The organism is Aeromonas media, assembly GCF_000819985.1.
Classification (GTDB): domain Bacteria; phylum Pseudomonadota; class Gammaproteobacteria; order Enterobacterales; family Aeromonadaceae; genus Aeromonas; species Aeromonas media.
In genome coordinates this window covers 16,872-40,756 of the sequence record NZ_CDBZ01000091.1, presented here as the reverse complement: position 1 = coordinate 40,756, position 23,885 = coordinate 16,872, and the positions used below count along the sequence as shown (strand labels likewise).

The following is a 23,885-nucleotide window of genomic DNA, read 5'->3' as shown; positions in this document are numbered from 1 at the left end:
CGTCAGGTGTCAGAATGAGAAGAGACTATTCCCGCATCCTATTTCGCTCCTTGCCCGCGTTTATTCCGCTTTTATTCCACTATCAGATCCGCCAGGGTACCGACCGCCACCACGAAATAGGGGGATCGATTCCAGTGGCGCAGCACCCGATAATTCTCATAGGCAAGATAACTGCGGCCATGGACATCATCGGGCCGAATGAGGGAGGCCTGCATGTCGGCCTTAGGCAGCGGCGAACCGTCCAGTTGCCGCACCCCCAGTGCCTGCCAGGCCGACAGCGGCTTGCGGGTCTCAAGCCCGAACAGGGCAGAGTTGAGGGAGTCAGGCACCCTCACCCGCCGTCCCCAGGTCTGATCCTCGCGCCAACCGTTCTGGTGCAGATAATTGGCTGCCGATCCAAACACATCCGCGAGATTGCCCCACAGATCCTTCCTGCCATCCCCATCCTGATCGACCGCGTATTTGAGAAATGACGAGGGCATGAATTGCACCTGCCCCATGGCACCCGCCCAGGAGCCCTTGAAGGCGGCGGGGCTCACGTGCCCCTGCTCTATGATGCGCAGGGCATCGAACAGCTGGCTCTTGAAGAAGGCTTCCCGTCGCCCGTCCCAGGCCAGGGTCGCCAGAGATGAGATCAGCGGGAAATTACCGGTGAGTTTGCCGAAATTGGTTTCTATGCCCCACAAGGCGACAATAAAACGGGGCTGCACCCCATATTCATGACCTATTTTCGTGAGCAGCGGCAGATGCTGGCGATATAAGGCACGGGCTTGCTTGACTTTCCATTGGGGCACGGCGCGGGGAATATAGGAATCCAGGGTCAGTTTGAATTCCGGCTGATTTTTGTCGTGCTTGATGGCCGCCTCTATGAGGCGAATATCGACAAAGGCGGCCGTTACCGTCGCAGGCTGGATGCCGGCCGCCAGGGCTTGCTGTTTGAGACTCGTCACATAATGGTCAAAATCGGCGCCGGCCTGCGCGGATGCACTTAATAGTGCGCCCAACAATAACAGCACCGGCCGACCCTGCATCAGCGGGCGCCCTTTAATTGTGCCTTGTGCTGCTCCAGCAGATTTTCCGGTGGCGGAGGCACCTGCAGGTAGAAGCCCTGGCTCTGCAAGGCTGCCATCACCCGTTCGGTGGAGGCGATCCCCAGGGGCTTGGCCGGGTCCAGCTTGGTCATCAAGACCAGCTCGGGACGTCCGAAGGTACTCATCAGTGCCTCTGGCACACGGGAAAAGTCCTCTCTTCTTTCAATAAAGAGATAGGTCTCGACTTTTTTGCGACTTTTATAGACTGCACACAACATGGAAATTGATATAATCCGACGGGTTCATTGCCTCTGGTGGTGGCAAACTATAACATCAGGAATTGAATAACAATAACGTATTACTGTCTCGGTTCGGGGAAGATTCATGGTTGAACGCGATAACGAATTGAAAGGGACCACCTTCACTATTTCTGTGTTGCATCTCAGCGATGGCAATCCGGACCGGATCCGACAACTGCTGGAGGCCAAGGTTGCGCAGGCCCCCCAGTTTTTTAATTGTGCCCCCCTCGTCCTCAATGTGGAACGCCTCAGCGAGATCCCGGATTTCGAGCAGCTCAGGGAGCTGGTCGAGTCGGAAGATTTCGTGCTGGTCGGCATCACGGGGGCGCGGGATGAGGCGATGAAGACGGCGGCCAAGGCGGCCGGGCTGGCGGTCATGGTGTCGGGCAAGAGCCGCAAGACCGATCCCGAGCCTGCGGCACCAGCGCCTGACCCCGTTGAGGCGGCCCCGGTTCAGGCACCGATGGAGCCGAGCAAGGTCCACGTCGGGCCGGTGCGCTCCGGTCAGCAGATCTATGCTGCCGGCACCTCCCTGGTGGTGCTGGGCTCGGTCAGTCCGGGAGCCGAAGTCATCGCCGACGACAGCATTCATATTTATGGCGCCCTGCGTGGCCGAGCCATCGCGGGGGCCAAGGGCAATCCTCTTGCCCGCATTTATTGCCAGCAATTGCAGGCCGAGCTGCTCTCCATCGCGGGCACCTTCCAGCTCAGCGATGCCTTGCCGGCAGGCCTGATACAAGAGCCAGTCCATATCCGACTGGACAACGAACAACTCCGAATAGACCGCATCAAATAGAGTTACAAGGAAGCGAGAATGGCGCGAATCATAGTCGTTACATCGGGCAAAGGTGGCGTTGGCAAGACCACAACCAGCGCGGCCCTGAGCACCGGTTTAGCCCAGCGTGGCCACAAGACAGTGGTCATCGATTTTGACATTGGCCTGCGAAACCTGGATCTCATCATGGGCTGCGAGCGGCGCGTGGTGTATGACTTCGTCAATGTGATCAACGGTGAGGCCAACCTCAACCAGGCACTCATCAAGGACAAGCGCTCGGAAAACCTCTTCATCCTGCCCGCCTCCCAGACCCGGGACAAGGACGCCCTGACCCGTGAAGGGGTCGAGAAGATCCTGGATCAGCTGGCTGAGATGAAGTTTGACTACATCGTCTGCGACTCTCCCGCCGGCATCGAGTCTGGCGCCCTGATGGCGCTCTACTTTGCCGACGAGGCCATCGTCACCACCAACCCGGAAGTCTCTTCCGTGCGCGACTCGGATCGCATCCTCGGCATCCTGGCCTCCAAGTCCCGTCGCGCCGAGCGCGGTGAAGACCCCATCAAGGAACACCTGCTGCTGACCCGCTACTGCCCGACTCGCGTCAGCCGTGGCGACATGCTGAGCGTGCAGGATGTGCAGGAGATCCTGGCCATCAAACTGCTCGGGGTGATCCCGGAGTCCCAGGCGGTGCTGCGCGCCTCCAACTCGGGGGAGCCGGTCATTCTGGACAAGGAGTCCGATGCCGGTCAGGCCTATGAGGACGCCGTCGCGCGCCTGCTGGGCGATACCAAGGATTTTCGTTTTCTGGAAGAAGAGAAGAAGGGCTTCTTTAGCCGACTGTTCGGGAGTTAAACATGTCATTATTGGATTATTTTCGTTCCAACAAGAAACAGAACACCGCACAACTGGCCAAAGAGCGGTTGCAGATCATCGTTGCCCACGAGCGTTCATCCAGAGGGGGGCCGGATTACCTGCCCCAGCTCAAGCAGGATATCCTCGATGTGATCCGTAAATATGTGCAGATCGATCCGGACAAGATCACCGTCCAGCTCGATCAGAAGAGTGACGAGCTGTCGGTGCTGGAGCTCAACATCACCTTCGCCGACGACCAGAAGAAGGGATGAGCTGACGCCCCATGCGTGACCCTTTTCCCCAGTGAAGACCGGATCCTTTGTCAGGATCCGGTTTTTTATTGCCTGGCGCAGAGGCATCTCGCCAAGGCGTGCGGGGCCAGCTAGAATACTGCCCGCCCCTCGGCCCTGCCGACGGGACCTCTCCCCCCTCATCTGGAACACAGCTCTTATGTCTTTGAATGACGAAATGCACAGCGTCGAGGAACTGCTCGATACCGCCCTCGAACTCTTCATGGAGCTGGCCTCGGACAACCTGCCTGAGCAGGAGATAGCCCTGTTCAACCAGGCGTTCAACGACCGCGGCCTGCTGGCGGAGACGGATCCCGCCGATGACTGGGAAGCGGACGTGGGGTTTGCCGTGAGTGATGCCGAGTACGCCGAGATCTGGGTTGGCCTTGGCAATGCCGAGCAAGAGTATGAGCACCTGTTCGCCCGCATGCTGCTCTCCCGCCGTGTCGACGAGAAGTTCTGCCACATCGAATGGCTGCCCCAATAATTCCGGATCCCGACGATCCCGGTCACTATGAGTGGGACTCAGAGCCCGAGCCCGTGAAACAGACGCGCTGGCGCCGCCTGCTGGGCTGGCTCGGCAAGCTGCTGCTGGCGGCGCTGGTCAGCTCCATCGTCTCGGTGGCGCTGCTGCGCTTCATCGATCCCCCCATGTGGACCTGGCGCCTCGAGCGGGCGCTGTTTCCGCCCGCCAAGGTGGCTGAGGTCAAGCACGACTGGGTGCCGCTCGAACGTATTTCGCGGGAGTTGCAGCTGGCGGTGATCGCCGCCGAGGATCAGCGCTTCGCCGATCACAATGGCTTCGATATGGACGCCATCAGCTCGGCGCTCAAGCACAACCAGCAAAGCCGGCGGGTGCGCGGCGCCAGTACCCTGAGCCAGCAGACGGCCAAAAACCTCTTCATGTGGAGCGATCGTAGCTTCCTGCGCAAGGGGATAGAGGCCTGGTTCACCCTGCTGATGGAGCTGGGCTGGGACAAGTCCCGCATTCTCGAGGTGTACCTGAACATCGTGGAGTTCGGGCCCGGCATCTATGGCGCAGAGGCCGCCGCCAGGCACTACTTCGGCAAACCGGCGGCTCGCCTGACCCGTTACGAGGCCTCCTTGCTGGCCGCCGCCCTGCCCAATCCCTGGCGCTACCGGGTCAAGCCCCCCTCGCCCTATGTGCAGCAGCGTTCGGCCTGGATCCGCCGCCAGATGAGTCAGCTCGGTCAGGTCACCCTGAACCGGGTACACGAGGCTGGCTAGGTTCACCGAGGGGATCGGAGGGCGGCCCCAGATGACCGCCGACGACCTCCCGGTGCAGCGGTAGATAGTGCCACCACCAGGTCTCCCGTCGCCGCTTGATCTGCCGCCTGTGCTGTCGTCGCTTCATGCTGCCCACATGCCTCGTGATGCCGCCCGATGGCGGCGGCTCTGTTAACCTTATCCCCTGTTTCGGCCATTTGACAGCACGGGGTTGCCGGCCTCATGCGCTGGTCGCCATCCCCAATAATTGCTAAAGTGGCGAACCTGGACGTATCTGGAGTGATTTCATGGAACAACGTAGCCCGGATCAGCTGGTCGAGTGGGCCTATGATCAGTTTCTGGAGCAGGCCGCCGACATGCTGGCCCCCGAACAAATCGTCGACATCACCCTCGAATTCGAGCAGCGTGGCGCCGTCGAGGCGACCCTGCCCAACGCCGACTGGTCGACCGAGCTCGGCGTGCCGGTCGACATGGAGCGTTGGGCCGAGGTGTGGGTCGGCTTGCTGGATCATCAGGAGGAGTTCGAGGTGATCTATGCCACCTTCCTGCTGCCGCGGGATCAGAGCGAACACGAGGTCCATGTTCGCTGGCACCGCCAGCAACAGGCATAAGAAAAGGCGCCCCTGGCGCCTTTTTCGTCTCTGCTGTTTACCCCTTCAGGGGCGAGCCGCTATGGCCTTGGCCAGACAACGGCGGCACCAGCAGGCGCTCGCCTCGCTCATGGGCAAGGAAGGCAGCTGGCTGCACCAGCAACGCTCTATGGGTTCACCGGCGGAGACGGCGCAAAACGCCGGCTCGCCGCATCCCGGGCACTGATGGGTGCTGCGCGTGCCGTCCAGCTCGGCCATGCGGGCCAGCTGGGCCTCGCTGTCCATGGCGGACCACTGACCTATCTCGGTCAGGGTCCTGCCGCAACCGAGACAGAGCCCGTCCTTGGCCCGGCAGTCGCCGATGCAGGGACTCGGCACCTTATTCGCCGTCCTGCGCCGGGCTGGTCTCTGCGGCGACCAGCGTGATGCAGTTGTCTTCGATGACGATCTTGCCCTGCTTGTAGAGCCCGCCGATGGCCTTCTTGAAGGTGCCCTTGCTCATGTTGAACATCTTGTAGATGAGCTCGGGTTCGCTCTTGTCCCCCACCGCCAGGCTGCCGCCCTGCTTCTGCAGGCGGGTGAGAATACGGCCGCCGGCATCATCCATCCGATCCTGACCCGGTTTTTGCAATGTCAGATCCAGCTTGCCATCCTCACGCACCTGCTTGACCCAGGCGGTCAGCGGTCGGCCCGTCATCAAACGGCCGAACACCTCGTTCTTGAACAGCATGCCGGAGTACTGACCATTGACCACGGCCTTGATACCGAGGGGGGTATGTTCCCCCGGCAGCGCAGTCACCTCGTCACCGGCCTTGAAGGGGGGATCGACGCGCAGGAAGCGCTCCAGGCGGCTGGTGCCCACCATGCGTCCCTCGTTGTCCAGCATCAGGTGCACCAGGTAGACATGGCCCACCTGCATCGGCTTGTTCTGCTCGCGGCTTGGCACGAACAGATCCTTTTTCATGCCCCAGTCGAGGAAAGCACCGATCTTGTTGGCGTTGACCACCTTGAGGCCGACGATGTCACCCACCATGGCAAAGGGCTTGTCGGTGGTGATCACCGGCTCGCAATCCGCGTCCAGATAGAGAAAGACGGACACCTCGCCATCTTCGGCGACGCCTTCCGGCAGCTGACGCTTGGGCAACAGCAGCTCGCCATATTCCCCCGCAGCCAGCCAGGCACCGCGATCTTCGAGCTCAACGACGGTGAGGGTGTTCATCTTGCCAATCTGTAACATGGTGATCTCTTCTTTCAATATCCGGATGGGCCTGCAATTCATGGCCCGTAATAGATGCGCATCGCCCCTGTCGTCGGCCGAGGGAGGACAAGAGCTCGCGTTTTTCATGCAGGCCCGCATGTTACCTCAGAGCCGTGGCAGGACCTAGTCCCTTGCCCGCCCCCGCGCAGGATTTTCACCTCGGTGTGACCCTGGCCTGGCGATATTAGCAGCACTCGGTCGCCCCTTGGCTGCAAATAACCCCACTTTTAGGTAGACTTCGCGGCCGTCAAATCCAGAGGAAGCGTTGATGAACCCAGCCACTCGTACTCGTCATCTCAATCAATGGCTCCAGAGTCACAGCCAGCAGGACATGAGTTACCCGGCCCTGCACGGCTTCCTCTGCGCCCGTCTGACGGGGCCAACCGCCCCTGACTGGCAAGATCCGCTGGCCGGGCTGCTGCCCCATGACGCAACGCTGGACGAGAAGAGTGCCGAGGCACTGCACCATCTGATCGCCGAGCTGGAGGCCCAGGCCGACGACGCCCAGCTGGCCCTGCCGAGCCAGTGTCGCCTCTCCACCGATAATCCGGATCAGGTATTCGAGCAGAGCCATCCCCTCGGCCAATGGAGCTACGGTTTCAGTCAAGGGGTGGCCCGCTGGCCCACGCCGACGGATCTGAACGATCCCGCCACTCGCTACCGCTTCAGCCTGGTGGCCGAGCTCTGCCTGTTCCGTGACAGACCCATGGCCCAGATGCTGTACCAGGCCGCGGCCAGCGAGCTGCCCTTCCTGGATTTTTGCAAGCGCCAGCGCCAGCAGATGAAGACGGCCCTCAACCTTCTGCTGACCCTGGATCAGGACGAGGCACAGCATGAAGAAGAACCCCTTCTCGACAACGAACAGACCCGCCAGTGGCAGCAGTGGTTCGAGCAGGCGGCGCAGTGCCGCGATCCCCTCGCCCGCCTCTCCTGGTTTGACCGCATCATTGCCGATGCCTGCCCCCTGTTCGACGAGGCCTTCTGGCAGCAACACGCAGGCTGCGGCTGGAGCGCTCCCGAGGCCCGACCCCTGATCGCAGCCCAGGCGGGCCGGGCCGATTGCCTGCTGCGACTGGGGCAGCAGGAGCAGGCGAGCCACGCATACCTGGCCCTGCTCGACCGTTGTCAGGCCGACGAGCCCGGCTGTCGTCATCCCCTCTCCAGTCTCTATGCCTGGCAAGGGGATTGGGCTGCCCTGCAGGGGCTGCTGGTGCGCTTCAATGAGGCCTCCTGCTGGCTGCGCTACAACAAGGCGCTGATGATGTTTGCCACCGAAGGCGAGCAGGCGGCGCTGCCCCATCTGGTCGCCGCCCTTGACACCAACCCCCATGTACCCGCCACCCTGCTGGGCCAGCGCAGGTTGCCCAAGCAGGAGCCCCGCCACTGGCAGGGGGGAAGCCGCGACGAGGCCGCGCTCTATGCGCTCCAGAGCCGCGAGGCCTGGCTTGCTCATAATGCCTTGATCTGGCTGCGTAAAAGTGTAACCAACAAGGCCAGTTGAGACCCTGGTTGCCGGATCCGTAGCGCAACACGTGCGCAAACGCACATTTTTCTGATGCCCGTTCAGACAAATGCCCTTGTGTTACGTATCATCAAGGTCAAAGTATCAAAAGAAACTGCACCCGATGCAGCCGCCACAGCAGGATGTCATATGTCGAAGATCATAGAGCTGCTCGCGCACTATCCTCCCTATCAGCTGGTTCATGCCGCTGAAATGGTGCGCGATACCTTTGAACAGTTTTACCAGCAGCGGTACCAGCTGACGGTGCCCCAATGGCGCCTGATGATGGTGCTCGGCCCCCACTATCCCATCAGCCAGAAAGAGCTGGTGGAGGCGAGCGGGATGGACAAGGTGCGGATCTCCCGCGAGATCCACCGTCTGGTGGAGAAGGGTATTCTGTTCACCGAGAGCAGCGCCCAGGACAAGCGCATCAGTCTGGTCTCCTTCACCCCGGCGGGGCTCACCCTGTTCCAGCAGCTCAAGACCGAAGCTGGCAGCTGGCAGCACACCCTCACCGACTATTTGCCCGCCGAGGCACGTCAGAGCATACGGCTGCACCTGCAAAGCGTGAGCGACGCCATCGAACAACTCCACCTGCTGGACAGCGAGCAACAATCATGAACCTGACCCGCTTTGCCACCATGGATATCAACATGCTGCTGAGCGTGGTCAACATGCAGCTTCGTGATCATTACGCTGATCTGGACGATCTCTGCCGGGCGCAGGATCTCGACAAGGAGGCCCTGATCGCACGGCTGGCCGGCGGCGATTTCCACTACCAGCCTGATCAAAAGCAGTTCAGATAGGGATCCGGATCACAAGCTGTCGCATGGCGCTGGCCGTGGCGGCAAAAACTGCTAAGGTGAGTGCACCCCCGCTGGACCATGGGCCTGAGGTATGGATACATCAGGCTGTCACAGAGGGCGGTTAGCCTTATTTCGCTCACCATCAGCCAAGGACGACCCCATGATCCTGACCCGACAGACCAGCCTGATCATCATCAGCGCCCTCTTCACGATCAGCCTCTTCTCCCCTCATCTGCCCCAGAGTACAGAGCAGTGGCTCAGCAGCCTGCTGCTGGGATCCCTGGTGGTGGTCTGTCTGCTGGTCGGCAGCGGCTGCCGTCGCTTTATCTGGGATTGAAGAGTGGCGTCCGCCATCTGAAAACAACAACGCAGCCTGATGGCTGCGTTGTTGTTTCACGACCTGGATGAGCAGGCAACCGTCACGGCATCAGTATGCCAGGGTTTCCAGCTGCTCTTTCGCCTGCTCGATGCCCTTGGCCTGCGCCTCCGGGCCCATGCCCATGCCCTCGGCGTAGATGAAGTCCACTTCGTTGATGCCGATGAAGCCCAGCACGGTGCGCATGTAGGGCGTCACCAGATCGGTGGCATTGCCCACATGCATGCCACCACGGGGGCTGACCACCAGGGCGCGGGTGTTCTCCACCAGGCCGACCGGGCCGGTCTCGGTGTAGCGGAAGGTAACGCCGGCACGGGCCACCAGATCGATCCAGTTCTTCAGCTGGGTCGGGATGTTGAAGTTATACATGGGGGCAGCGATGATCACCAGATCGCTCGCCTTGAGCTCGGCCACCAGCTCGTCGGACTGGGCCAGCACGGCCAGCTGACGCTCGTTGAGGTTTTCGCCACCACGCAGGCCCATGGCCAGCTCGCCATCGAGCACCGGCAGGTTCAGGGTTGCCAGATCACGCACAGTGACGCTGTCACCCTGGCGTTCGGCCAGGTAGCCGTCGATCAGGGCGTTGGATTGGGAATATTGGCCCAGGATGCTGGACTTGAGAACGAGGATATTGGCCATGGTGAAACTCCATTTGGTTGTCGGTTGAACAGCTTGGCTGTCGATGGAGGTCACTATAAAGATTGAGTTTCAAGGCGGATAGCGAAAATAGATGCTCAAGTTATTCAAATATTTTGATGATTGTGCACTTCCTCGCCAGCTAGGTACTCACCAAGCACCCCGGCCTTGGCAGAACAAACGATTGCCGTTATGATCCGCCGCACTTTTTTTAAGTGACCCGGATCCCATGGCACCCTCCCGCAGGCACTCCCCCTTTGCCGGTGCAGTCTGGATGATGGTGGCAGGCCTCTGCTTTGCCGCCGTCAACAGCCTGAGCCAGTTTGTCAGCTTCAAGCTCGGCCTCCCCTCGACCCAGGTCGCCTTTCACCAATACCTGGTCGCCCTGATCTGCCTGCTGCCCTGGCTCGTTCGTCACGGCCTGCGCCAATCCCTGATGACCAACCAGCTGCGGCTGCACCTGCTGCGCGTCGCCCTGGCAGTCATCGGCATCCAGTTCTGGCTCTGGGCGCTGGCGGTGCCCGTGCCCATCTGGCAGGGCATAGCACTCTTGATGACCTCCCCCCTGTTCGCCACCCTCGGCTCCGCCTTGCTGCTCAAGGAGCAGGTGAGCCGGGCACGCATCCTGGCCACCCTGGCGGGCTTTGTCGGCGCCATGCTGATCCTGGCCCCCTGGACCGATGACTTCAGCTGGGCCTCCCTGCTGCCGGTGGCGGCCGCCCTGTTCTGGGCCGGTTACTCCCTGCTGGTGCGCTATCAGGCGGCGAGCGAATCGTCCCACACCATAGTGGTCTACCTGCTCATCTTCAGCACCCCCTTCAACGCCATGCTGGCCCTGCCGGAATGGCAGTGGCCAAGCGAGATCCAGTGGCTGCTGGTGGCGGCCTCCGGGGTGCTGTCGGCCCTGGCCCAGATGTCCATCGCCCGCGCCTACAGCGTGGCCGAGGCCTCCTTCGTGCAACCCTTTGACTTTGCCAAACTGCCCATGAACGTACTGGCGGGCTGGCTGGTGTTTGGCTGGGCGCCTCCCGGCCGATTGTGGCTCGGCGCCGCCATCATCATAGGCGCCATCATGCTGCTGACCCATCTGGAGCAGCGCGCCCACAAATCCGTTTCCTGAGGTACGCCATGCGTGCCTCTTTTTTTACTCACTCGGGTCAGCAACCCTGACCATGGACATCAGGAGAGATCAGATGTTTGGAACCGCCACCCGCCCCGCTGCCACCCGTGCCCTGCTGCTCGGTTCAGGCGAACTCGGCAAGGAAGTCGCCATCGAGCTGCAACGCCTTGGCATAGAAGTGATCGCCGCCGACCGCTACGCCAATGCTCCCGCCATGCAGGTTGCCCACAAAGCCCACGTGCTGGATATGCTCGATGGTGCCGCCCTGCGCGCCCTGGTGGCCGAGGTCAAGCCCGACCTTATCATCCCCGAGATTGAAGCCATCGCCACCGATACCCTGGCGCAGCTTGAGCAGGAAGGGGTCAGGGTCGTGCCCAACGCCCGCGCCACCCAGCTCACCATGAACCGGGAGGGGATCCGCCGCCTCGCCGCCGAAGAGCTGGGCCTTCCCACCTCTTCCTACCGCTTCGCCCAGAGCAAGGAGGATTTCGTCGCCGCCGTCGAGGCCATAGGCCTGCCCTGCGTGGTGAAACCCGTGATGAGCTCCTCCGGCAAGGGCCAGAGCCTGCTGCGCGATCTTGCCAAACTGGACGAGAGCTGGACCTATGCCCAGGAGGGTGGCCGCGCCGGTCGTGGCAAGGTGATAGTCGAAGGCTTCGTGCCCTTCGAGTACGAGATAACGCTGCTCACGGTGCGCGCCGTGGACGGCATTCACTTCTGCGATCCCATAGGCCATCGGCAGGAAGATGGCGACTACCGCGAATCCTGGCAGCCGCAAGCCATGAGCGAGCTGGCGCTGGCCCGCGCCAAAGAGGTCGCGGCCAAGGTGGTCGAGGCCCTCGGCGGTCATGGTCTGTTCGGGGTGGAGCTCTTCATCAGGGGCGACGAGGTGTGGTTCAGCGAAGTTTCGCCCCGCCCCCACGACACCGGCATGGTAACCCTGATCTCCCAGGATCTCTCCGAGTTCGCCCTGCACGTACGGGCCATTCTGGGGCTGCCGGTCGGCACCATCACCCAGTTCGGGCCGAGCGCCTCCGCCGTGGTGTTGCGGGAAGGCCACAGCCAGAACATCCGCTATGGCGCCATTGGCGAGGCCCTGGCTCTGGTACCGGGTGCCCAGTTGCGTCTGTTCGGCAAACCCGAGATCGCCGGTCGCCGCCGTCTCGGCGTGGCGCTGGCCCGGGGCGAAGATTGCAATGAAGCGGTCGAACAGGCCAAGGCGGTCGCCGCCCGGGTCGAGGTGCTCTTCTAGAGCGCTCTCTTTGTCACGTCAAAACAAACGTTTATCTGCGTGATCCGGCGCAAGGGGCAGGTGACTGCCCCTTTTCCATTGAAGCGCCGGGCTTATAATCCCCCCTTCATCTATCTCAGGAGTACAAGATGTTAACTGCCGTGATCTTCGATATGGATGGCGTTCTGATCGACTCGGAACCCTTTTGGCAACGGGCCCAGATGGCCGTCTTCTCCGAGCTGGGCCACTTCCACACCGAGGAGGACTGCAACTCCACCATAGGGGTGCGCATCGATCAGCTGGTGGCCCACTGGTATCGCCTGCGCCCCTGGAGCGGCCCGACCCAGGAAGAGGTAGTCCAGCGCATCCTGGATCAGGTGATAGCGCTCATCCTGCAGGAAGGTCAGGCCAAGGCCGGCGTGCTGGAAGCCCTCGACCTCATCGAGGCGCAAGGGCTCAAGATCGGGCTCGCCACCTCCTCACCCTTCACCATGGTGGAGGCGGTGCTCGGCAAACTCGGCATCCGGGATCGCTTCATGGCGGTCCACTCCGCCGAGGTGGAGCGCTTTGGCAAGCCGCACCCGGATGTCTATATCCACGCCGCCGAGAAGCTGGGAGTGGAGCCCGTGCACTGCCTCGCCATTGAGGACAGCTTCACCGGTCTGCTGGCGGCCAAGGCGGCCTCCATGAAGGCGCTGATCGTGCCGGACCCGGCCCTGGTCGGCGATCCACGCCTCGCCATCGCCGATCACCAGCTGCATTCGCTCGCCGAGCTGGATGCCGACATGCTGGCCCGCTGGGTGGCTTGAATCCATCCGGGGCCAAGGGCGTGTCGGATCAGAACATCGGGGCACCGTGCATCCCTTGACCCCTGTCATAAACGTGCGCCCGCTCGCGGTTGGGCCGCCTCTTGCCGACTAGAATCAGGGAGAGAGGCGGCCCAAGGGCCCGAGGAGGTCACCATGATCGAATACATCAGCAAGCGCATCGTTTGCCCGCACTGCGGCCACCACACCCGGGTCGAGCTGGATGCCAGCCAGGGGGATCAGGAGTTCTACGAGGACTGCATGGCCTGTTGCAATCCGATCCACCTGCGATTGCACCGGGATGACGCTCGCGACTGCCTGCAGCTGTTTGTGGATGCGGACGACGAGCAGATGTTCTGATTGCCGTTTCGATGGCTCGGCCTGCATGAAGCAGCCTGTATCATCGTGTGCATACGTGATGGCGTCACCCTGCGCTGGGGATGAGGACTGCGACGCCATGCTGTCGAATCCAGGCTCGCTTCTCCTCAAGTACCTGAGCCCTCAAAATGATCCCATAGAAAAAAGCCCCTCGGAGAACCTCAAATCATCCTGAAGTTCGCCAAGGGGCCTTGTCGCTTATGTGATGGTTGTCGGCTCATGGATGTGCCAGACACTCGAAGTGTAGGTCCGGTTTCATCCTTCGGCCAGCGTCAGACAGCCAGGCTCCGTGAGACACAGCAGGCCAAGGGGTTGCTGGCCACACCGGGCATGGTGTTTATCCTCGCCACAGGGTTCTCCTGTTCATCGCTTTGGGCCCGTCATCTCGATGGGCTTCTTCTGGCTCAGCCGCTGCAAGATGCGGACACAGGCCCATGACGGCCGGGGTTCTGCACTGACTGAAGCCTTTACAGCCACGGATAGGACAGGTCCCCATGATGCATGGCCCAGCTTGAGGGGTGAACGCAGGCGGATCAGGCTGACTGGCGCGCCGCCAGCACCCGCTCCACCGTGTCGACGATGGCCTGGGTCTGGGGATCGATCTCGATATTGGTCTGCCAGCCCGCCTTGATCCAGCCCAGGTTGGTGCGGGCCAGGGTCTCGGGAATGAGGTTGACGCAAAACTCGCTGCCGCGCACCTCGCCTATGGTCAGGCTGATACCGTCGATGCCGATGTAGCCCTTGGTCAGCACGTATTTCATCAGTTCGGGGGCGAGGCGGTACCACACCTGGCGATTGTTGGGGGTGTCGATGACCGAGGTGACCTCGGCCGTGCCCATGATGTGGCCGGACATGGCATGGCCGCCAATCTCGTCGCCAAAGCGGGCGGCCCGCTCCACGTTGACCTTGTCCCCTACCCCGAGCGCACCGAGGTTGGTCAGGCGCAGGGTCTCCTGCATCAGATCGAAGCTGACCAGGTCCCCCTCCACCCGGGTGACCGTCAGGCAGCAGCCGTTGTGGGCCACGGAGGCGCCAAGCGCCAGCCCCTCACCCCAGGCCGGGCTCGGCATGCGGATCACATGGGTGCGAAAGTTGGGCAGCTCTTCGATGGCCACCAGTTCGGCGGTTCCCTGTACTATGCCGGTGAACATGTCTCGTCTCCACGCTGTAATAAAATTGTCGGCAGGTTACCCCCGGCCACAGTGCAAGACAAGGGCGTCGGCTGACAAGGCGGGCCCCGATCGTTATAGTGACCCCATTCAATCCAGGCTTAACGAGGAAACAAAAATGCAGGTATATCAGTGCTGTGAAGCCATTCGCATCGCCTACAACCAGATAGGCTCCGGCGAGCAGGGCTATGTGCCCCAGGCCATCGCCGCCAGCATACGGGCGCTCAACGCCGTGGCAAGCGACGACAGGGTGCCTGCGGATCTGCGCGAGCAGGCCGCCTACGCCGCCGCCAACCTGCTGATCAGCGATCACGAAGACGCCTGATCTCGGGTAGAAATGCACCGCCAACCTTCCCCGTTGGCGGATTTTCAGGCTAGAATGACACCCCCGCGTTTTGTCTCCTCCCGGCAGGAGATAAAAGCCCCTCTCATTTACCCGTTCTTTTCTCTTTTATCTGATCCACTCGGAGGTGTCAGTGCAACGTTATTGGACCGAGGCGAAGCAGCTCGTTCGCCTAGCCAGCCCCATACTGGTGGCCCAGGTGGCCCAGATCGCCATGAACTTCGTCGATACCGTGATGGCGGGGCAGGTCAGCGCCGTGGATCTCGCCGCCGTGTCGGTGGCCTCCAGCTTCTGGCTGCCGATCATCTTGCTGGTGCAGGGCATCATCATGGCGCTCACCCCCATCGTTTCCCAGCTCAACGGGGCCCGCAAACGGGACGAGATCCGCCCGGCCGTGCACCAGGGCTTCTGGCTGGCGCTGATGGTGACCCCCATCGCCATGCTGGCGCTCTACTTCAGCCCGCTGGCGTTGCAGTTCATGGATGTAGATCCCGTGATGGCGGAGAAGACCGCCGGTTACCTGCACGCCATCCTGTGGGGCCTACCCGCCTTCGTGCTGTTCCAGGTGCTGCGCAATTTCAGCGAGGGACTCTCCCACACCATGCCCACCATGGTGATCGGGTTTGTCGGGCTGGCGGTCAACATCCCCGCCAACTACATCTTCATCCACGGCCACTTTGGCATGCCGAAACTCGGTGGCGTCGGCTGCGGCGTGGCCACCGCCATCGTGCTCTGGGCCATGCTGCTGGCGATGATCGCCTACGTGAAGCTCTCCCCCCACTTCAAGAAGATCAACCTGTGCGCCCAGCTGGCACGCCCCAACGGCAGCCGGATCTGGCGCCTGTTTCGCTTAGGGTTCCCCATCGCCATGGCCATATTCTGCGAGGTAACCCTGTTCACCGTGGTGGCACTGATGCTGGCACCCTTCGGCGCCGAGACGGTGGCGAGCCACCAGATAGCGCTGAACTTCTCCAGCCTGGTGTTCATGCTGCCGCTCTCCATTGGCGTCGGCGTGACCATCAGAGTCGGCCACAGCATAGGGGAAGGCCAGCCGGAGCAGGCCCGGGTCGCCGCCCGCACCGGTCTGATGCTCGGCATGGCGGTGGCCGCCGGTACCGCCGCCCTGACGGTGTTGCTGCGCGAGCCCATCGCAGGCATCTATACCGATGATCTCCAGGTGATCACGCTGGCCGCCACCCTGCTGTTCTTCGCCGCCATCTACCAGATCTCCGATTCGGTGCAGGTGGTGGCCGCCGCCGCCCTGCGCGGCTACAAGGACACCCAGGCGATTTTCTACATCACCATCATCGCCTACTGGGGCATGGGGCTGCCCACCGGCATGATCCTGGGGCTGACCGACTGGGTGGTGCCGCGCATGGGGCCGCAGGGTTTCTGGGTCGGCTTCATCGTCGGCCTCACCGGCGCCGCCCTGATGCTGGGGGCGCGGCTGAGGTTCATCTATGGCCGCTTCGCGAGCCCGGAGGCCTGCACCGCGCTTTCCCGGGCCCAATAAAGGGCGCCACGACGCCGCTCAATCGAGCTGCTCGCCTGCAAAATCAACAGGCTGCGCAAGAACTGGGCAAACAGTCTCCTTTGTGCATGTCCCTTGTTGACAGCCTTTGGGGGCATGGGTAGTATGCCGACCACGCAAGCAACGTCGTGTTCGCTTGCGTGATGAAAAGCGGGTTTATAGCTCAGTTGGTTAGAGCACTACCTTGACATGGTAGGGGTCGTTGGTTCGAATCCAATTAAACCCACCACTTTTCGCGATGCGTCCTTAGCTCAGCTGGTTAGAGCACCACCTTGACATGGTGGGGGTCGGTGGTTCGAATCCACTAGGACGCACCATCACGACACTGTTATGCGTCCTTAGCTCAGCTGGTTAGAGCATCACCTTGACATGGTGGGGGTCGGTGGTTCGAATCCACTAGGACGCACCATAACAGTTTGAATAAATTGCAGATGTGGGTTTATAGCTCAGTTGGTTAGAGCACTACCTTGACATGGTAGGGGTCGTTGGTTCGAATCCAATTAAACCCACCACTCCCCTGCAAATGAAAAAGCCGCATCGCGCACCCTGCGTCCTTAGCTCAGCTGGTTAGAGCATCACCTTGACATGGTGGGGGTCGGTGGTTCGAATCCACTAGGACGCACCAAATTTGAAAAGCCCGCTCTTTGAGCGGGTTTTTTGCATTCTGACGTTGCCCTGCCCTCCCGGTCATCCTGACCCGGATCAGCCCCGGCTGCGGGGACTACCTCGCTAGAAGAGATCCAGCTGCTGGCCGCAGATACGGTCGAACGACTCGCCGATGAAGGGGAGGATGGCGTCGGCGATCGGCCTCAGCTGCTTGTCGATGTAGTGCTCGTAGTCGATGGCGCTGCGCCTGTACTCCAGCGGCTCTGGGCCGTTGAGGGTCATCAGATAGGCGATGGTGCCCCTGTGCTGATAGCGCTGGGGCAAGCCGCGGCGCAGGTTCTCTTCGTCCGCCAGGCGCGCCGCCCGCACGTGGGGCGGCACGTTCTTCTGATACTCCTCGAGTTTTTGGCGCAGCCGCTTGCGGTAGATGAGCAGATCGTCGTGCAGGCCAGCACGGGTCTCATCCACCATGGTTCGCACATAGCCGCTGGGATCTTCATCGTGAAACACCAGCTCATAGAGGCGGGTCTGAAACTGCTTGGCCAGCATGGTCCAGTCGGTGCGCACAGATTCGAGCCCCTTGAACACCAGCTGCTCACTCCCCTCCTGCCCCTCGCCGCCGACCAGGCCGGCATAGCGCTTCTTGCTCCCCTTCTCCAGCCCGCGGATGGTCGGCATCAGGAAGCGGCGGTAGTGGGTCTCGTATTCGATCTCGAGATAACAGGGCAGATCGAACTCGTGCCTGATCAGCGCCGTCCAGTTGTCGTTGATCATGGTGGCCAGCTCGCGGCCTATCTGTTCGGCCTGCTGCGGGCTGGTCTCCCTGTTCAGGTGAACGAAGGTGGAGTCGGTGTCGCCATAGATCACCTCGAACCCCTTGGCCTCTATCCACTCCCGGGTCTGCTGCATGATGCTGTGACCACGCAAAGTGATCGATGATGCCAGCCTGGGATCATAGAAGCGGCAGCCCCCCGATCCCAGCACGCCGTAGAAGGAGTTCATGATGATCTTGATGGCCTGGGAGAGCGCCTTGTTGCTGGCCGCCTTGGCCCTATCCCGCGCCGCCCACAGGGTGGCGATAAGGTCAGGCAGGAAGTGCCGCTCGCGGGAGAAGAGGGCGCCGCGAAAGCCGGGAATGGCCTGTTCGGGGTGCTGCAACCCCTCCACCAGCCCCATGGGGTCGATGCAGAAGGTGCGGATGATGCTGGGGTAAAGGCTCTTGAAATCGAGCACCAGCACGTGGCGATAGAGGCCTGGTTTGGAGTCCATCACATAGCCGCCGGGGCTCGCCAGCCCCCCGTCGGCGGGCAGATTGGGGGCCACGTAGCCGCCGCGATGCAGCCGCGGCAGGTAGAGGTTGGTAAAGGCCGCCACCGAGCCCCCCACCCGGTCCAGTTCGAGACCAGTGAGGGAGGCGCGCTCTATGGCAAAGGGGATGAGGTGGCAGTAGTCGAAGATCTCCCACACCAGCTTGCAGTCTTCCAGGTTGTAGCGGGCCAGCGCCTCCTTGTCGGAGTGGAACAGCTCGGTGATCTTCTCCCCCCGGTTCGCCACGTCCTCGATATCCTTGCCGCGACCGAGCAACTCGCTGGCCACCGCATCCAGGCTGTAGCTGGCAAACTGCCAGGTGGCGCTTTTGAGAGTATCTATGCCATCGAGCACCATGCGCCCGGGGATGATGACGTTGCCGGTCTGGGGATCCCCCCGCGACGAGCGCCAGAAGCAGAGCTCGCGCCCTCGCCCCAGCCGCAGCCGCCGCTTGCCCAGTTCGGCGCGGCGCAGCAGCAGGCGAAAGTCGAAGTTCACCACGTTCCAGCCGATCACCAGATCCGGATCGTGCAGAGTGAACCAGCTCTCCAGCGCGCCGAGCAGGGCGCTCTCGTCCGCCACCCACTCGACCTGAGTACCCCAGCTGTCGGCATCCGCCTCCGGGTTGCCTATCATGATGACCCGCGCATCCTGCTCGCTGTAAAGACCGACCGAGAAAAGCGCCCCGTCCATGGCACACTCCACATCCAGCGACACCCAGGAGAGAGTCGGCATCACCGCCTGGGGCGCGCAGCGTGCCTCGTTCACCTCCCAGTAGCCCTGCCTACCCCCCTTTTTTACCGCCCGGCCATCGAAACGCACGCCGGCGGTGATGAAGCGCTCCATCAGGAAGCGCTCCGGCAGCCGGATATCCGCCTCGAAGTGCTCCAGCCCGCGAATGAGCAGCAGCTCGATGGCACGGTGAAAGGCGCTCAGGGTGGCAAAATAGCAGCCCACCACAGGGCGGCCATCGAAGGTGTGCATGGGCAGGCGGCGAAACCGCCCGCTCACTCCGGCGCCCTTGAACAACTCAGCGGCTTCGGCCATATGGCTCTGTGGCAGGAAGAAGACCGGCTCCTGCCCCGGCACCACCAGTCGCACCGGCCCCTGGGCACTCCAGAGCCACATCACGATTTCGGTCGTGGTAGCCTGCCCGTTGCGGCCACGCACGTCCCGACCGTGGCGGGTCAGGATAAAACCGTCGAGCGGCGGGGTGGCGGGAACGGGGGGCTGGGTCGCAGTCATGAAGAATAGGGGGTCGGCCTTGGGATGAGACTATTGTACGTTCATACAGTGCTCGGCCGCAATTCCCCCGCGTCATGGGGCGGCCTGGCGCCTTATGGGGGTTGGGTCTGCCATCTGCGGCCGGATTGGTGCATAGTCAGGCTATCATCCGTCCATTGCGTCCTTTCATGGCACTTGGAGCATCATGCGCATCGCCCTCCTTATTCCCCTGCTGGCCCTGGGCCTTGGCGCCTGCAGCAGCTCGGACACCGGCCAGGGCGCCCGGGGGCCTGTCCCCTCCCCCTGGTGGTATCAGGATTACTACTACTATTGGGACGACTACTACCCTTGGTGCTGCGACAACCAGGGGGAGTTCGACGAGCTGATCAAGAAGTGGTGGAGCGGGCTCGATCCGGAGCGCCAGCAAGAGATCAGGGAGAAGTATCAGGATTGGCAGGAGAACCCTGGCCAGCCAGACGTAGCCGCCCTGCGAGGGGATCTGGCGAGCCGCTGGCATGCCATGACGCCGGCGCAGCAACAGGCGCTGCGTGACAACCGGCAGAACAGACCCAGCATCAGCAACCCGGGCAACTCCCCCCGCTCACCGCTGGACGACAGAGGCGGCACTCTCCCCAGGACCGAGAATGGCCTGCTAGCCCCCGGGGCGCTACCCAAGGCCGACAACGCTTTGCTGACCCCCTCCACTCAGCCCAAGGTGGATGCCAGACCCCACCTCCCTCGCACCATGACCACGCCGGTGCGCACCCCCACCGTCAGACCGGCGATAAGACCCGGCTTCGCCCCCATGAGAAGCTTCCCGGGGATCCGCCGCCGTTAGGGCGAAAACCCATACGCCATCAACCCATTGCAAGGAGCACGACATGACGCAACAGTGGCAACGTATTTCCTCCCGCCTCACCGATGTGGGCGGCATCCCGGTGGCCCGCGCCCTCCCGGTCAAGGAGCGACGCACCATAGGGCCCTGGTGCTTTCTCGACCACATAGGGCCGACCCGCTTCGCCCCCGACGCCCCCGGGCTGGACGTGGGGCCCCATCCCCATATCGCCCTGCAGACCTTCACCTGGATGCTGGCGGGGGAGATCCTCCACCGGGACAGCCTGGGCAGCGAGCAGGTGATCCGCCCGGGCCAGGTGAATCTGATGACCGCCGGACGGGGCATAGCCCACACCGAGGAGTCCCTGGCCGGCCACCCCGACTTGCACGCCGCCCAGCTCTGGATAGCCCTGCCCGAGGCGGATCAGCACACCCCGCCCCGCTTCGATCACTACCCGAGACTCCCCCGCTGGCAGCAAGAGGGGATCGATCTCACCCTGCTCATCGGCGAGCACAGCGGCCAGCGCGCCCCCACCCTGCACTTCTCCCCCATCCTGGGGCTGGATCTGCACACCCCACAGGGGGGAGAAATCACCCTCTCCCTGGATCCCGCCTTCGAGCACGGGCTCTTCCCCTTGCAGGGAGAGGCGACCATAGCAGGGGAAGCGCTCGCCCCAGAGCAGCTCCTCTATCTGCCACCGGGCACCCGGGCGCTGAAGGTGGCACTCGGCCCAGACACCCGCCTGCTGCTCATCGGCGGCGAGCCCCTGGCCAAGCCGCTGCAGATCTGGTGGAACTTCGTGAGCTTCAGCCCCGAGGCCATTCGCACCGCCGCCCTGGATTGGGAGAGCGGACACCCCCGCTTCGGCGAGGTGGTGGGTTACGTTGGGCCGCGCCTAGTCGCTCCGCCCCTTGCCGGGCTCTGAGCCCGACAAGACAGACTTACCGTAACGGCACATATCGAATCGAGAGCTGCCTGCAGACCTGCCAGACGTGGAATCGATCGTTTCAACACGGCCGGTAGCGGGCGTTCTTGGTGAGCAGCAAGGATTGTTTATGGATTTATCACCCTTCTATCACGCCAGCGCAGCTGTCTCCGTCCAGATACTCTTCGGATACCGCTTTGGGCACTGGGGATATGGCGGCCTCATGGGGTGCATATGGTTTGTCGCACGAGAGCAGACACAGGCAGAATATAGATGGATAGCGCTGTTCGGGCAGGGGCGAAGGATCAACATGCCTTGGTGGGGAGGATTCGATCCCAGCGTCTGGGAACTGGGGAGTGTGGTGGATTTTCTGGTGCCGATCGCCGTGTGTACACTGGTGTTTGTGGTTGCACGCCGAACCAGCAGGCAGACTTGCGGAGCCAGCTTGTGAAGTGGCAACCATGTTCCCGGCTGATCCACCACTTAAACAAAGAGGGGCACATAGCCCCTCTCGTCATTGCAACCCCTTTGCACAACCAGCCTGATAGAGGTCGGTGCCCTGACACAAGGAAAGTAGACAGGAGGCGCGCCTCAAGTGCGCATCAGAACTCCTCTTCCTGCTCGGCCTTCAGCCTGGCACGACGGGCCATGGCCTCTTCCTGTGCACTCTCGATCTCGTGCAGCACCCCGTCCACATCGATGGCCTCGGCACTCTCCTCGAACAGGCCGGTCAGCTCGGTTTCCGGGCCGAGCTTGCCATCTTCGAACAGGGCCCACATCTCCCTGGCATAACGGGTCTTGAGCAGCTCGGGAGCATAGATGCCGTAGTAGTTGCGCATGTTGTTGACGTCCCGCTCCAGCATGGCCCTGGCCTGGTTGTTGGCGGCGGCATTCACCACCTGGGGCAGGTCGATGATGACGGGGCCCTGCTCGTCCACCAGCACGTTGAACTCGGAGAGATCCCCGTGGATGAGGCCGGCGCAGAGCATGCGCACCACGTAGCGGATCACCTTGCCGTGATCGATGAGCGCCTGCTCGGGCGAGAGCGCCACGTCGTTGAGGCGGGGCGCGACGTTGCCGTCGGCGTCAGTGATGAGCTCCATCAAGAGCACGCCGTCCAGGCAGACATAGGGGGTGGGCACCCGCACGCCGGCAGCAGCCAGCTTGAACAGGGCATCCACCTCGGTGTTCTGCCACACCTCTTCGTGCTGCTTGCGACCGTACTTGGAGCCCTTCTCCATGGCGCGAGCATCGCGGCTGCCCCGTACCTTGCGCCCTTCCTGATAGACCACGGCCTGCTTGAAGCTGCGTTTGGAGGCCTCTTTATAAACTTTGGCGCAGCGGATCTCGTCGCCGCAGCGCACCACATAGACGTCGGCTTCTTTGCCGCTCATCAGCCGGCTGATGACATCGTCGACCAGGCCGTCATCAACCAGAGGTTGGATTCGATTTGGAATTTTCATGACCGCCCTTTTACCTTATTTGCACCTTGTTTGCACCTTGTTTGCGCCTGTTTGCACATGACGGGAGGCCAGACAGGGCCCCGCTTTGGTCCCCCACCGGCCACTTGCCGGGAGTGGCCTGGTATGCCCCGCGCCAACCACCTCTCCCTGGTTGTCAAAACGACCCGCAAGGGAACCCTGTGGTTCAATGCTCGGGGGGCAGCCCCTGGCGGATGCGCCGGATCCCCTCTTCGTAGAGGCCATCCTCCCCTTCGTTATCCGCTTGGGTCTCGAAAATCTTGAGAAACCACATGTACTGCTCGGGGAAGCGGCCGAGCTGCTGCTCCACGGTGCGGTTCATGGCGTTGACATCCGCCTCCAGATCAGCGGTGGGATAAGGGTCGAACGGCGGCTCCACCTCGAGCCGGTAGCAGCCCTCATCCTCGTCATAGCAGGCCAGGATAGGCATGGCCCGGGCGCCGGTCAGCTTCACCAGCTTGGGGAGGGCCGGCAGGGTCGCCTTGGGGTGGCCGAAGAAGGGCACGAAGATGCTCGCCTCCCGGCCATGATCCTGATCCGGCAGATAGAAGAAGCTGTCGCCGCTGCGCAGGGCCTTGATGGCCGGCTTGATGCCGACGCTGCGCTCATAGACACGCCCGCCTTTGCTGCGCTCGCGGTTGATATACCAGTCGAACACCGCATCCTTGGGGCTCTTCATCATGGTGCACAGGGGCACCCCCTCATCGGTCAGGTAGCGGCCGATCATGTCCACCGCCCAGGTGTGGGGCACCACGAAGATCATGGGGCGCCCGGCGGCCAGCTCGGCTTCGATATGCTCCCAGCCACGCACCTTGATCCGCCGTTTGAGGAAGGCGGGGCTGCGCCAGGTGAGCTCGCCAAAGCCCATGAAGGTCTTGAGGCCGACCCGGATGGACTTGAGCAGCAACCGCTCGCGCCCGGCCGCATCCAGCGCGGGGAAACAGATCTTGAGGTTGGTCTCGGCGATGTAGGCCTGCTTCCTGGAGAAGCGCAGCAACAGGGGCGCCAGGGCATCGGCCAGCTTGTCTCTGTAGCTGGCCGGGATCCAGGCCAGCAGGGAGAGCAGGGCAAGCGCCAGCCAGCTACCCCACAGACGGGGGTGCAGCAGACGCAGATGAAAGGAGGTGTCAAACACCGGATCTTGTGCGGACATGGTCGCCATCGAATCATCAAAACAGACCGTCATTTTAGTGATCCTAACATTTTTTTCTACCCGAGATCCCCCAAGGCGGGTCGCCAAGTCACTGATCAGACTAGTTAGAAATA

27 protein-coding genes and 5 tRNA genes are annotated in these 23,885 nt (G+C 62.2%); 23 read left to right on the top strand and 9 right to left on the bottom strand.

Features of this window, described 5'->3' with window-relative positions; all coding sequences use genetic code 11:
• Nucleotides 1-71 precede the first annotated feature (71 nt).
• Both BN1127_RS08275 and BN1127_RS08270 read right to left on the bottom strand, forming a co-directional pair.
• Nucleotides 72-1,031: a lytic murein transglycosylase gene (locus BN1127_RS08275; protein WP_042649108.1), complete on the bottom strand. Its 960-nt coding sequence runs from the start codon at nt 1,029-1,031 to the stop codon at nt 72-74.
• Nucleotides 1,031-1,309, bottom strand: a complete 279-nt coding sequence (locus BN1127_RS08270) for a YcgL domain-containing protein (RefSeq protein ID WP_042649107.1) — start codon at nt 1,307-1,309, stop codon at nt 1,031-1,033. The genes BN1127_RS08275 and BN1127_RS08270 overlap by 1 nt, the downstream gene beginning before the upstream one ends.
• Nucleotides 1,310-1,415: 106 nt before the next feature.
• On the opposite strand from BN1127_RS08270, the gene minC reads away from it, so the two are divergent.
• From minC to BN1127_RS08240, 6 genes are all read left to right on the top strand, one after another.
• The gene (gene minC / locus BN1127_RS08265) at nt 1,416-2,126 is read left to right on the top strand and encodes a septum site-determining protein MinC (RefSeq protein ID WP_042649106.1); all 711 of its coding nucleotides are present in this window, start codon (nt 1,416-1,418) and stop codon (nt 2,124-2,126) included.
• A gap of 18 nt (nt 2,127-2,144) precedes the next feature.
• Entirely contained in the window at nt 2,145-2,957 is an 813-nt protein-coding gene (minD, locus tag BN1127_RS08260) for a septum site-determining protein MinD (RefSeq protein WP_005331693.1), read from the top strand.
• 2 nt (nt 2,958-2,959) lie between these two features.
• Nucleotides 2,960-3,229 (top strand): cell division topological specificity factor MinE, encoded by a 270-nt coding sequence (minE, locus tag BN1127_RS08255; protein WP_010674646.1) that lies wholly within the window; start codon nt 2,960-2,962, stop codon nt 3,227-3,229.
• Nucleotides 3,230-3,407: 178 nt separating this feature from the next.
• The gene (locus BN1127_RS08250) at nt 3,408-3,734 is read left to right on the top strand and encodes an HI1450 family dsDNA-mimic protein (protein WP_041205707.1); all 327 of its coding nucleotides are present in this window, start codon (nt 3,408-3,410) and stop codon (nt 3,732-3,734) included.
• The gene (gene mtgA / locus BN1127_RS08245; protein WP_005331687.1) at nt 3,719-4,495 is read left to right on the top strand and encodes a monofunctional biosynthetic peptidoglycan transglycosylase; all 777 of its coding nucleotides are present in this window, start codon (nt 3,719-3,721) and stop codon (nt 4,493-4,495) included. The genes BN1127_RS08250 and mtgA overlap by 16 nt, the downstream gene beginning before the upstream one ends.
• Nucleotides 4,496-4,782: 287 nt before the next feature.
• Nucleotides 4,783-5,106: an HI1450 family dsDNA-mimic protein gene (locus BN1127_RS08240; RefSeq protein ID WP_005331685.1), complete on the top strand. Its 324-nt coding sequence runs from the start codon at nt 4,783-4,785 to the stop codon at nt 5,104-5,106.
• 45 nt (nt 5,107-5,151) lie between these two features.
• Here BN1127_RS08240 and BN1127_RS08235 read toward each other — a convergent pair whose 3' ends face one another.
• Both BN1127_RS08235 and BN1127_RS08230 read right to left on the bottom strand, forming a co-directional pair.
• Complete coding sequence (locus tag BN1127_RS08235) at nt 5,152-5,463, bottom strand: DUF1289 domain-containing protein (RefSeq protein ID WP_005331684.1); 312 nt, start codon at nt 5,461-5,463, stop codon at nt 5,152-5,154.
• A 1-nt stretch (nt 5,464) separates the two neighbouring features.
• On the bottom strand, nt 5,465-6,340 hold the full coding sequence (locus tag BN1127_RS08230; RefSeq protein WP_005331682.1) for a CvfB family protein: 876 nt from the start codon (nt 6,338-6,340) through the stop codon (nt 5,465-5,467).
• A gap of 271 nt (nt 6,341-6,611) precedes the next feature.
• Between BN1127_RS08230 and BN1127_RS08225 the strand changes: the two genes are divergently transcribed.
• From BN1127_RS08225 to BN1127_RS22390, 4 genes are all read left to right on the top strand, one after another.
• Nucleotides 6,612-7,844 carry a UPF0149 family protein gene (locus tag BN1127_RS08225; protein WP_042649105.1) on the top strand — a complete coding sequence of 411 codons (1,233 nt, stop codon included), beginning with the start codon at nt 6,612-6,614 and terminating at the stop codon, nt 7,842-7,844.
• A 150-nt stretch (nt 7,845-7,994) separates the two neighbouring features.
• Nucleotides 7,995-8,465, top strand: a complete 471-nt coding sequence (locus BN1127_RS08220; protein ID WP_005331665.1) for a MarR family winged helix-turn-helix transcriptional regulator — start codon at nt 7,995-7,997, stop codon at nt 8,463-8,465.
• Nucleotides 8,462-8,650 carry a DUF4250 domain-containing protein gene (locus BN1127_RS08215; RefSeq protein WP_005331650.1) on the top strand — a complete coding sequence of 63 codons (189 nt, stop codon included), beginning with the start codon at nt 8,462-8,464 and terminating at the stop codon, nt 8,648-8,650. The genes BN1127_RS08220 and BN1127_RS08215 overlap by 4 nt, the downstream gene beginning before the upstream one ends.
• Before the next feature lie 160 nt (nt 8,651-8,810).
• A complete protein-coding gene (locus BN1127_RS22390; protein ID WP_005331648.1) occupies nt 8,811-8,987 on the top strand; it encodes a hypothetical protein in 177 nt (58 codons plus the stop codon).
• A gap of 90 nt (nt 8,988-9,077) precedes the next feature.
• Here BN1127_RS22390 and BN1127_RS08210 read toward each other — a convergent pair whose 3' ends face one another.
• Nucleotides 9,078-9,665, bottom strand: coding sequence for an FMN-dependent NADH-azoreductase (locus tag BN1127_RS08210; RefSeq protein WP_041205704.1), 588 nt, complete (start codon nt 9,663-9,665; stop codon nt 9,078-9,080).
• Nucleotides 9,666-9,891: 226 nt separating this feature from the next.
• Between BN1127_RS08210 and BN1127_RS08205 the strand changes: the two genes are divergently transcribed.
• The 4 genes from BN1127_RS08205 (at nt 9,892) to BN1127_RS08190 (ending at nt 13,179) form a co-directional block, all read left to right on the top strand.
• Nucleotides 9,892-10,782, top strand: coding sequence for a DMT family transporter (locus BN1127_RS08205; RefSeq protein ID WP_041205702.1), 891 nt, complete (start codon nt 9,892-9,894; stop codon nt 10,780-10,782).
• 73 nt (nt 10,783-10,855) lie between these two features.
• The gene (gene purT, locus BN1127_RS08200; protein ID WP_041205700.1) at nt 10,856-12,034 is read left to right on the top strand and encodes a formate-dependent phosphoribosylglycinamide formyltransferase; all 1,179 of its coding nucleotides are present in this window, start codon (nt 10,856-10,858) and stop codon (nt 12,032-12,034) included.
• Nucleotides 12,035-12,162: 128 nt separating this feature from the next.
• Complete coding sequence (hxpB, locus tag BN1127_RS08195; protein ID WP_041205698.1) at nt 12,163-12,822, top strand: hexitol phosphatase HxpB; 660 nt, start codon at nt 12,163-12,165, stop codon at nt 12,820-12,822.
• Between the two features lie 153 nt (nt 12,823-12,975).
• Nucleotides 12,976-13,179, top strand: a complete 204-nt coding sequence (locus BN1127_RS08190; protein ID WP_005324812.1) for a CPXCG motif-containing cysteine-rich protein — start codon at nt 12,976-12,978, stop codon at nt 13,177-13,179.
• Nucleotides 13,180-13,730: 551 nt separating this feature from the next.
• On the opposite strand, the gene BN1127_RS08185 is transcribed toward BN1127_RS08190, so the two are convergent.
• Nucleotides 13,731-14,348 carry a riboflavin synthase gene (locus BN1127_RS08185; RefSeq protein ID WP_005324958.1) on the bottom strand — a complete coding sequence of 206 codons (618 nt, stop codon included), beginning with the start codon at nt 14,346-14,348 and terminating at the stop codon, nt 13,731-13,733.
• A 136-nt stretch (nt 14,349-14,484) separates the two neighbouring features.
• On the opposite strand from BN1127_RS08185, the gene BN1127_RS08180 reads away from it, so the two are divergent.
• The 7 genes from BN1127_RS08180 to BN1127_RS08150 all read left to right on the top strand — a co-directional run bounded on the left by BN1127_RS08180 (nt 14,485) and on the right by BN1127_RS08150 (nt 16,865).
• The gene (locus tag BN1127_RS08180) at nt 14,485-14,691 is read left to right on the top strand and encodes a YaeP family protein (RefSeq protein WP_005324956.1); all 207 of its coding nucleotides are present in this window, start codon (nt 14,485-14,487) and stop codon (nt 14,689-14,691) included.
• A gap of 151 nt (nt 14,692-14,842) precedes the next feature.
• The gene (locus BN1127_RS08175; RefSeq protein WP_041205696.1) at nt 14,843-16,222 is read left to right on the top strand and encodes an MATE family efflux transporter; all 1,380 of its coding nucleotides are present in this window, start codon (nt 14,843-14,845) and stop codon (nt 16,220-16,222) included.
• Between the two features lie 170 nt (nt 16,223-16,392).
• Nucleotides 16,393-16,469, top strand: a tRNA-Val gene (locus BN1127_RS08170).
• Between the two features lie 11 nt (nt 16,470-16,480).
• Nucleotides 16,481-16,557: transfer RNA gene (locus tag BN1127_RS08165), tRNA-Val, on the top strand.
• A gap of 15 nt (nt 16,558-16,572) precedes the next feature.
• A tRNA-Val gene (locus tag BN1127_RS08160) sits at nt 16,573-16,649 on the top strand.
• Between the two features lie 26 nt (nt 16,650-16,675).
• Nucleotides 16,676-16,752, top strand: a tRNA-Val gene (locus tag BN1127_RS08155).
• A gap of 36 nt (nt 16,753-16,788) precedes the next feature.
• Nucleotides 16,789-16,865: transfer RNA gene (locus BN1127_RS08150), tRNA-Val, on the top strand.
• Between the two features lie 104 nt (nt 16,866-16,969).
• Here the strand turns inward: BN1127_RS08150 and BN1127_RS08145 are convergent.
• Nucleotides 16,970-19,399, bottom strand: a complete 2,430-nt coding sequence (locus tag BN1127_RS08145; protein WP_042649104.1) for a DNA polymerase II — start codon at nt 19,397-19,399, stop codon at nt 16,970-16,972.
• Between the two features lie 184 nt (nt 19,400-19,583).
• Between BN1127_RS08145 and BN1127_RS08140 the strand changes: the two genes are divergently transcribed.
• Together BN1127_RS08140 and BN1127_RS08135 are read left to right on the top strand one after the other, a co-directional pair.
• Nucleotides 19,584-20,216: a hypothetical protein gene (locus tag BN1127_RS08140; RefSeq protein WP_005324950.1), complete on the top strand. Its 633-nt coding sequence runs from the start codon at nt 19,584-19,586 to the stop codon at nt 20,214-20,216.
• Between the two features lie 43 nt (nt 20,217-20,259).
• Nucleotides 20,260-21,138, top strand: a complete 879-nt coding sequence (locus BN1127_RS08135) for a pirin family protein (protein ID WP_042649103.1) — start codon at nt 20,260-20,262, stop codon at nt 21,136-21,138.
• A 602-nt stretch (nt 21,139-21,740) separates the two neighbouring features.
• On the opposite strand, the gene BN1127_RS08125 is transcribed toward BN1127_RS08135, so the two are convergent.
• Entirely contained in the window at nt 21,741-22,601 is an 861-nt protein-coding gene (locus tag BN1127_RS08125) for a PA4780 family RIO1-like protein kinase (RefSeq protein WP_005324946.1), read from the bottom strand.
• Between the two features lie 184 nt (nt 22,602-22,785).
• Entirely contained in the window at nt 22,786-23,781 is a 996-nt protein-coding gene (locus tag BN1127_RS08120; protein WP_041206926.1) for an LpxL/LpxP family acyltransferase, read from the bottom strand.
• Nucleotides 23,782-23,885 lie beyond the last annotated feature (104 nt).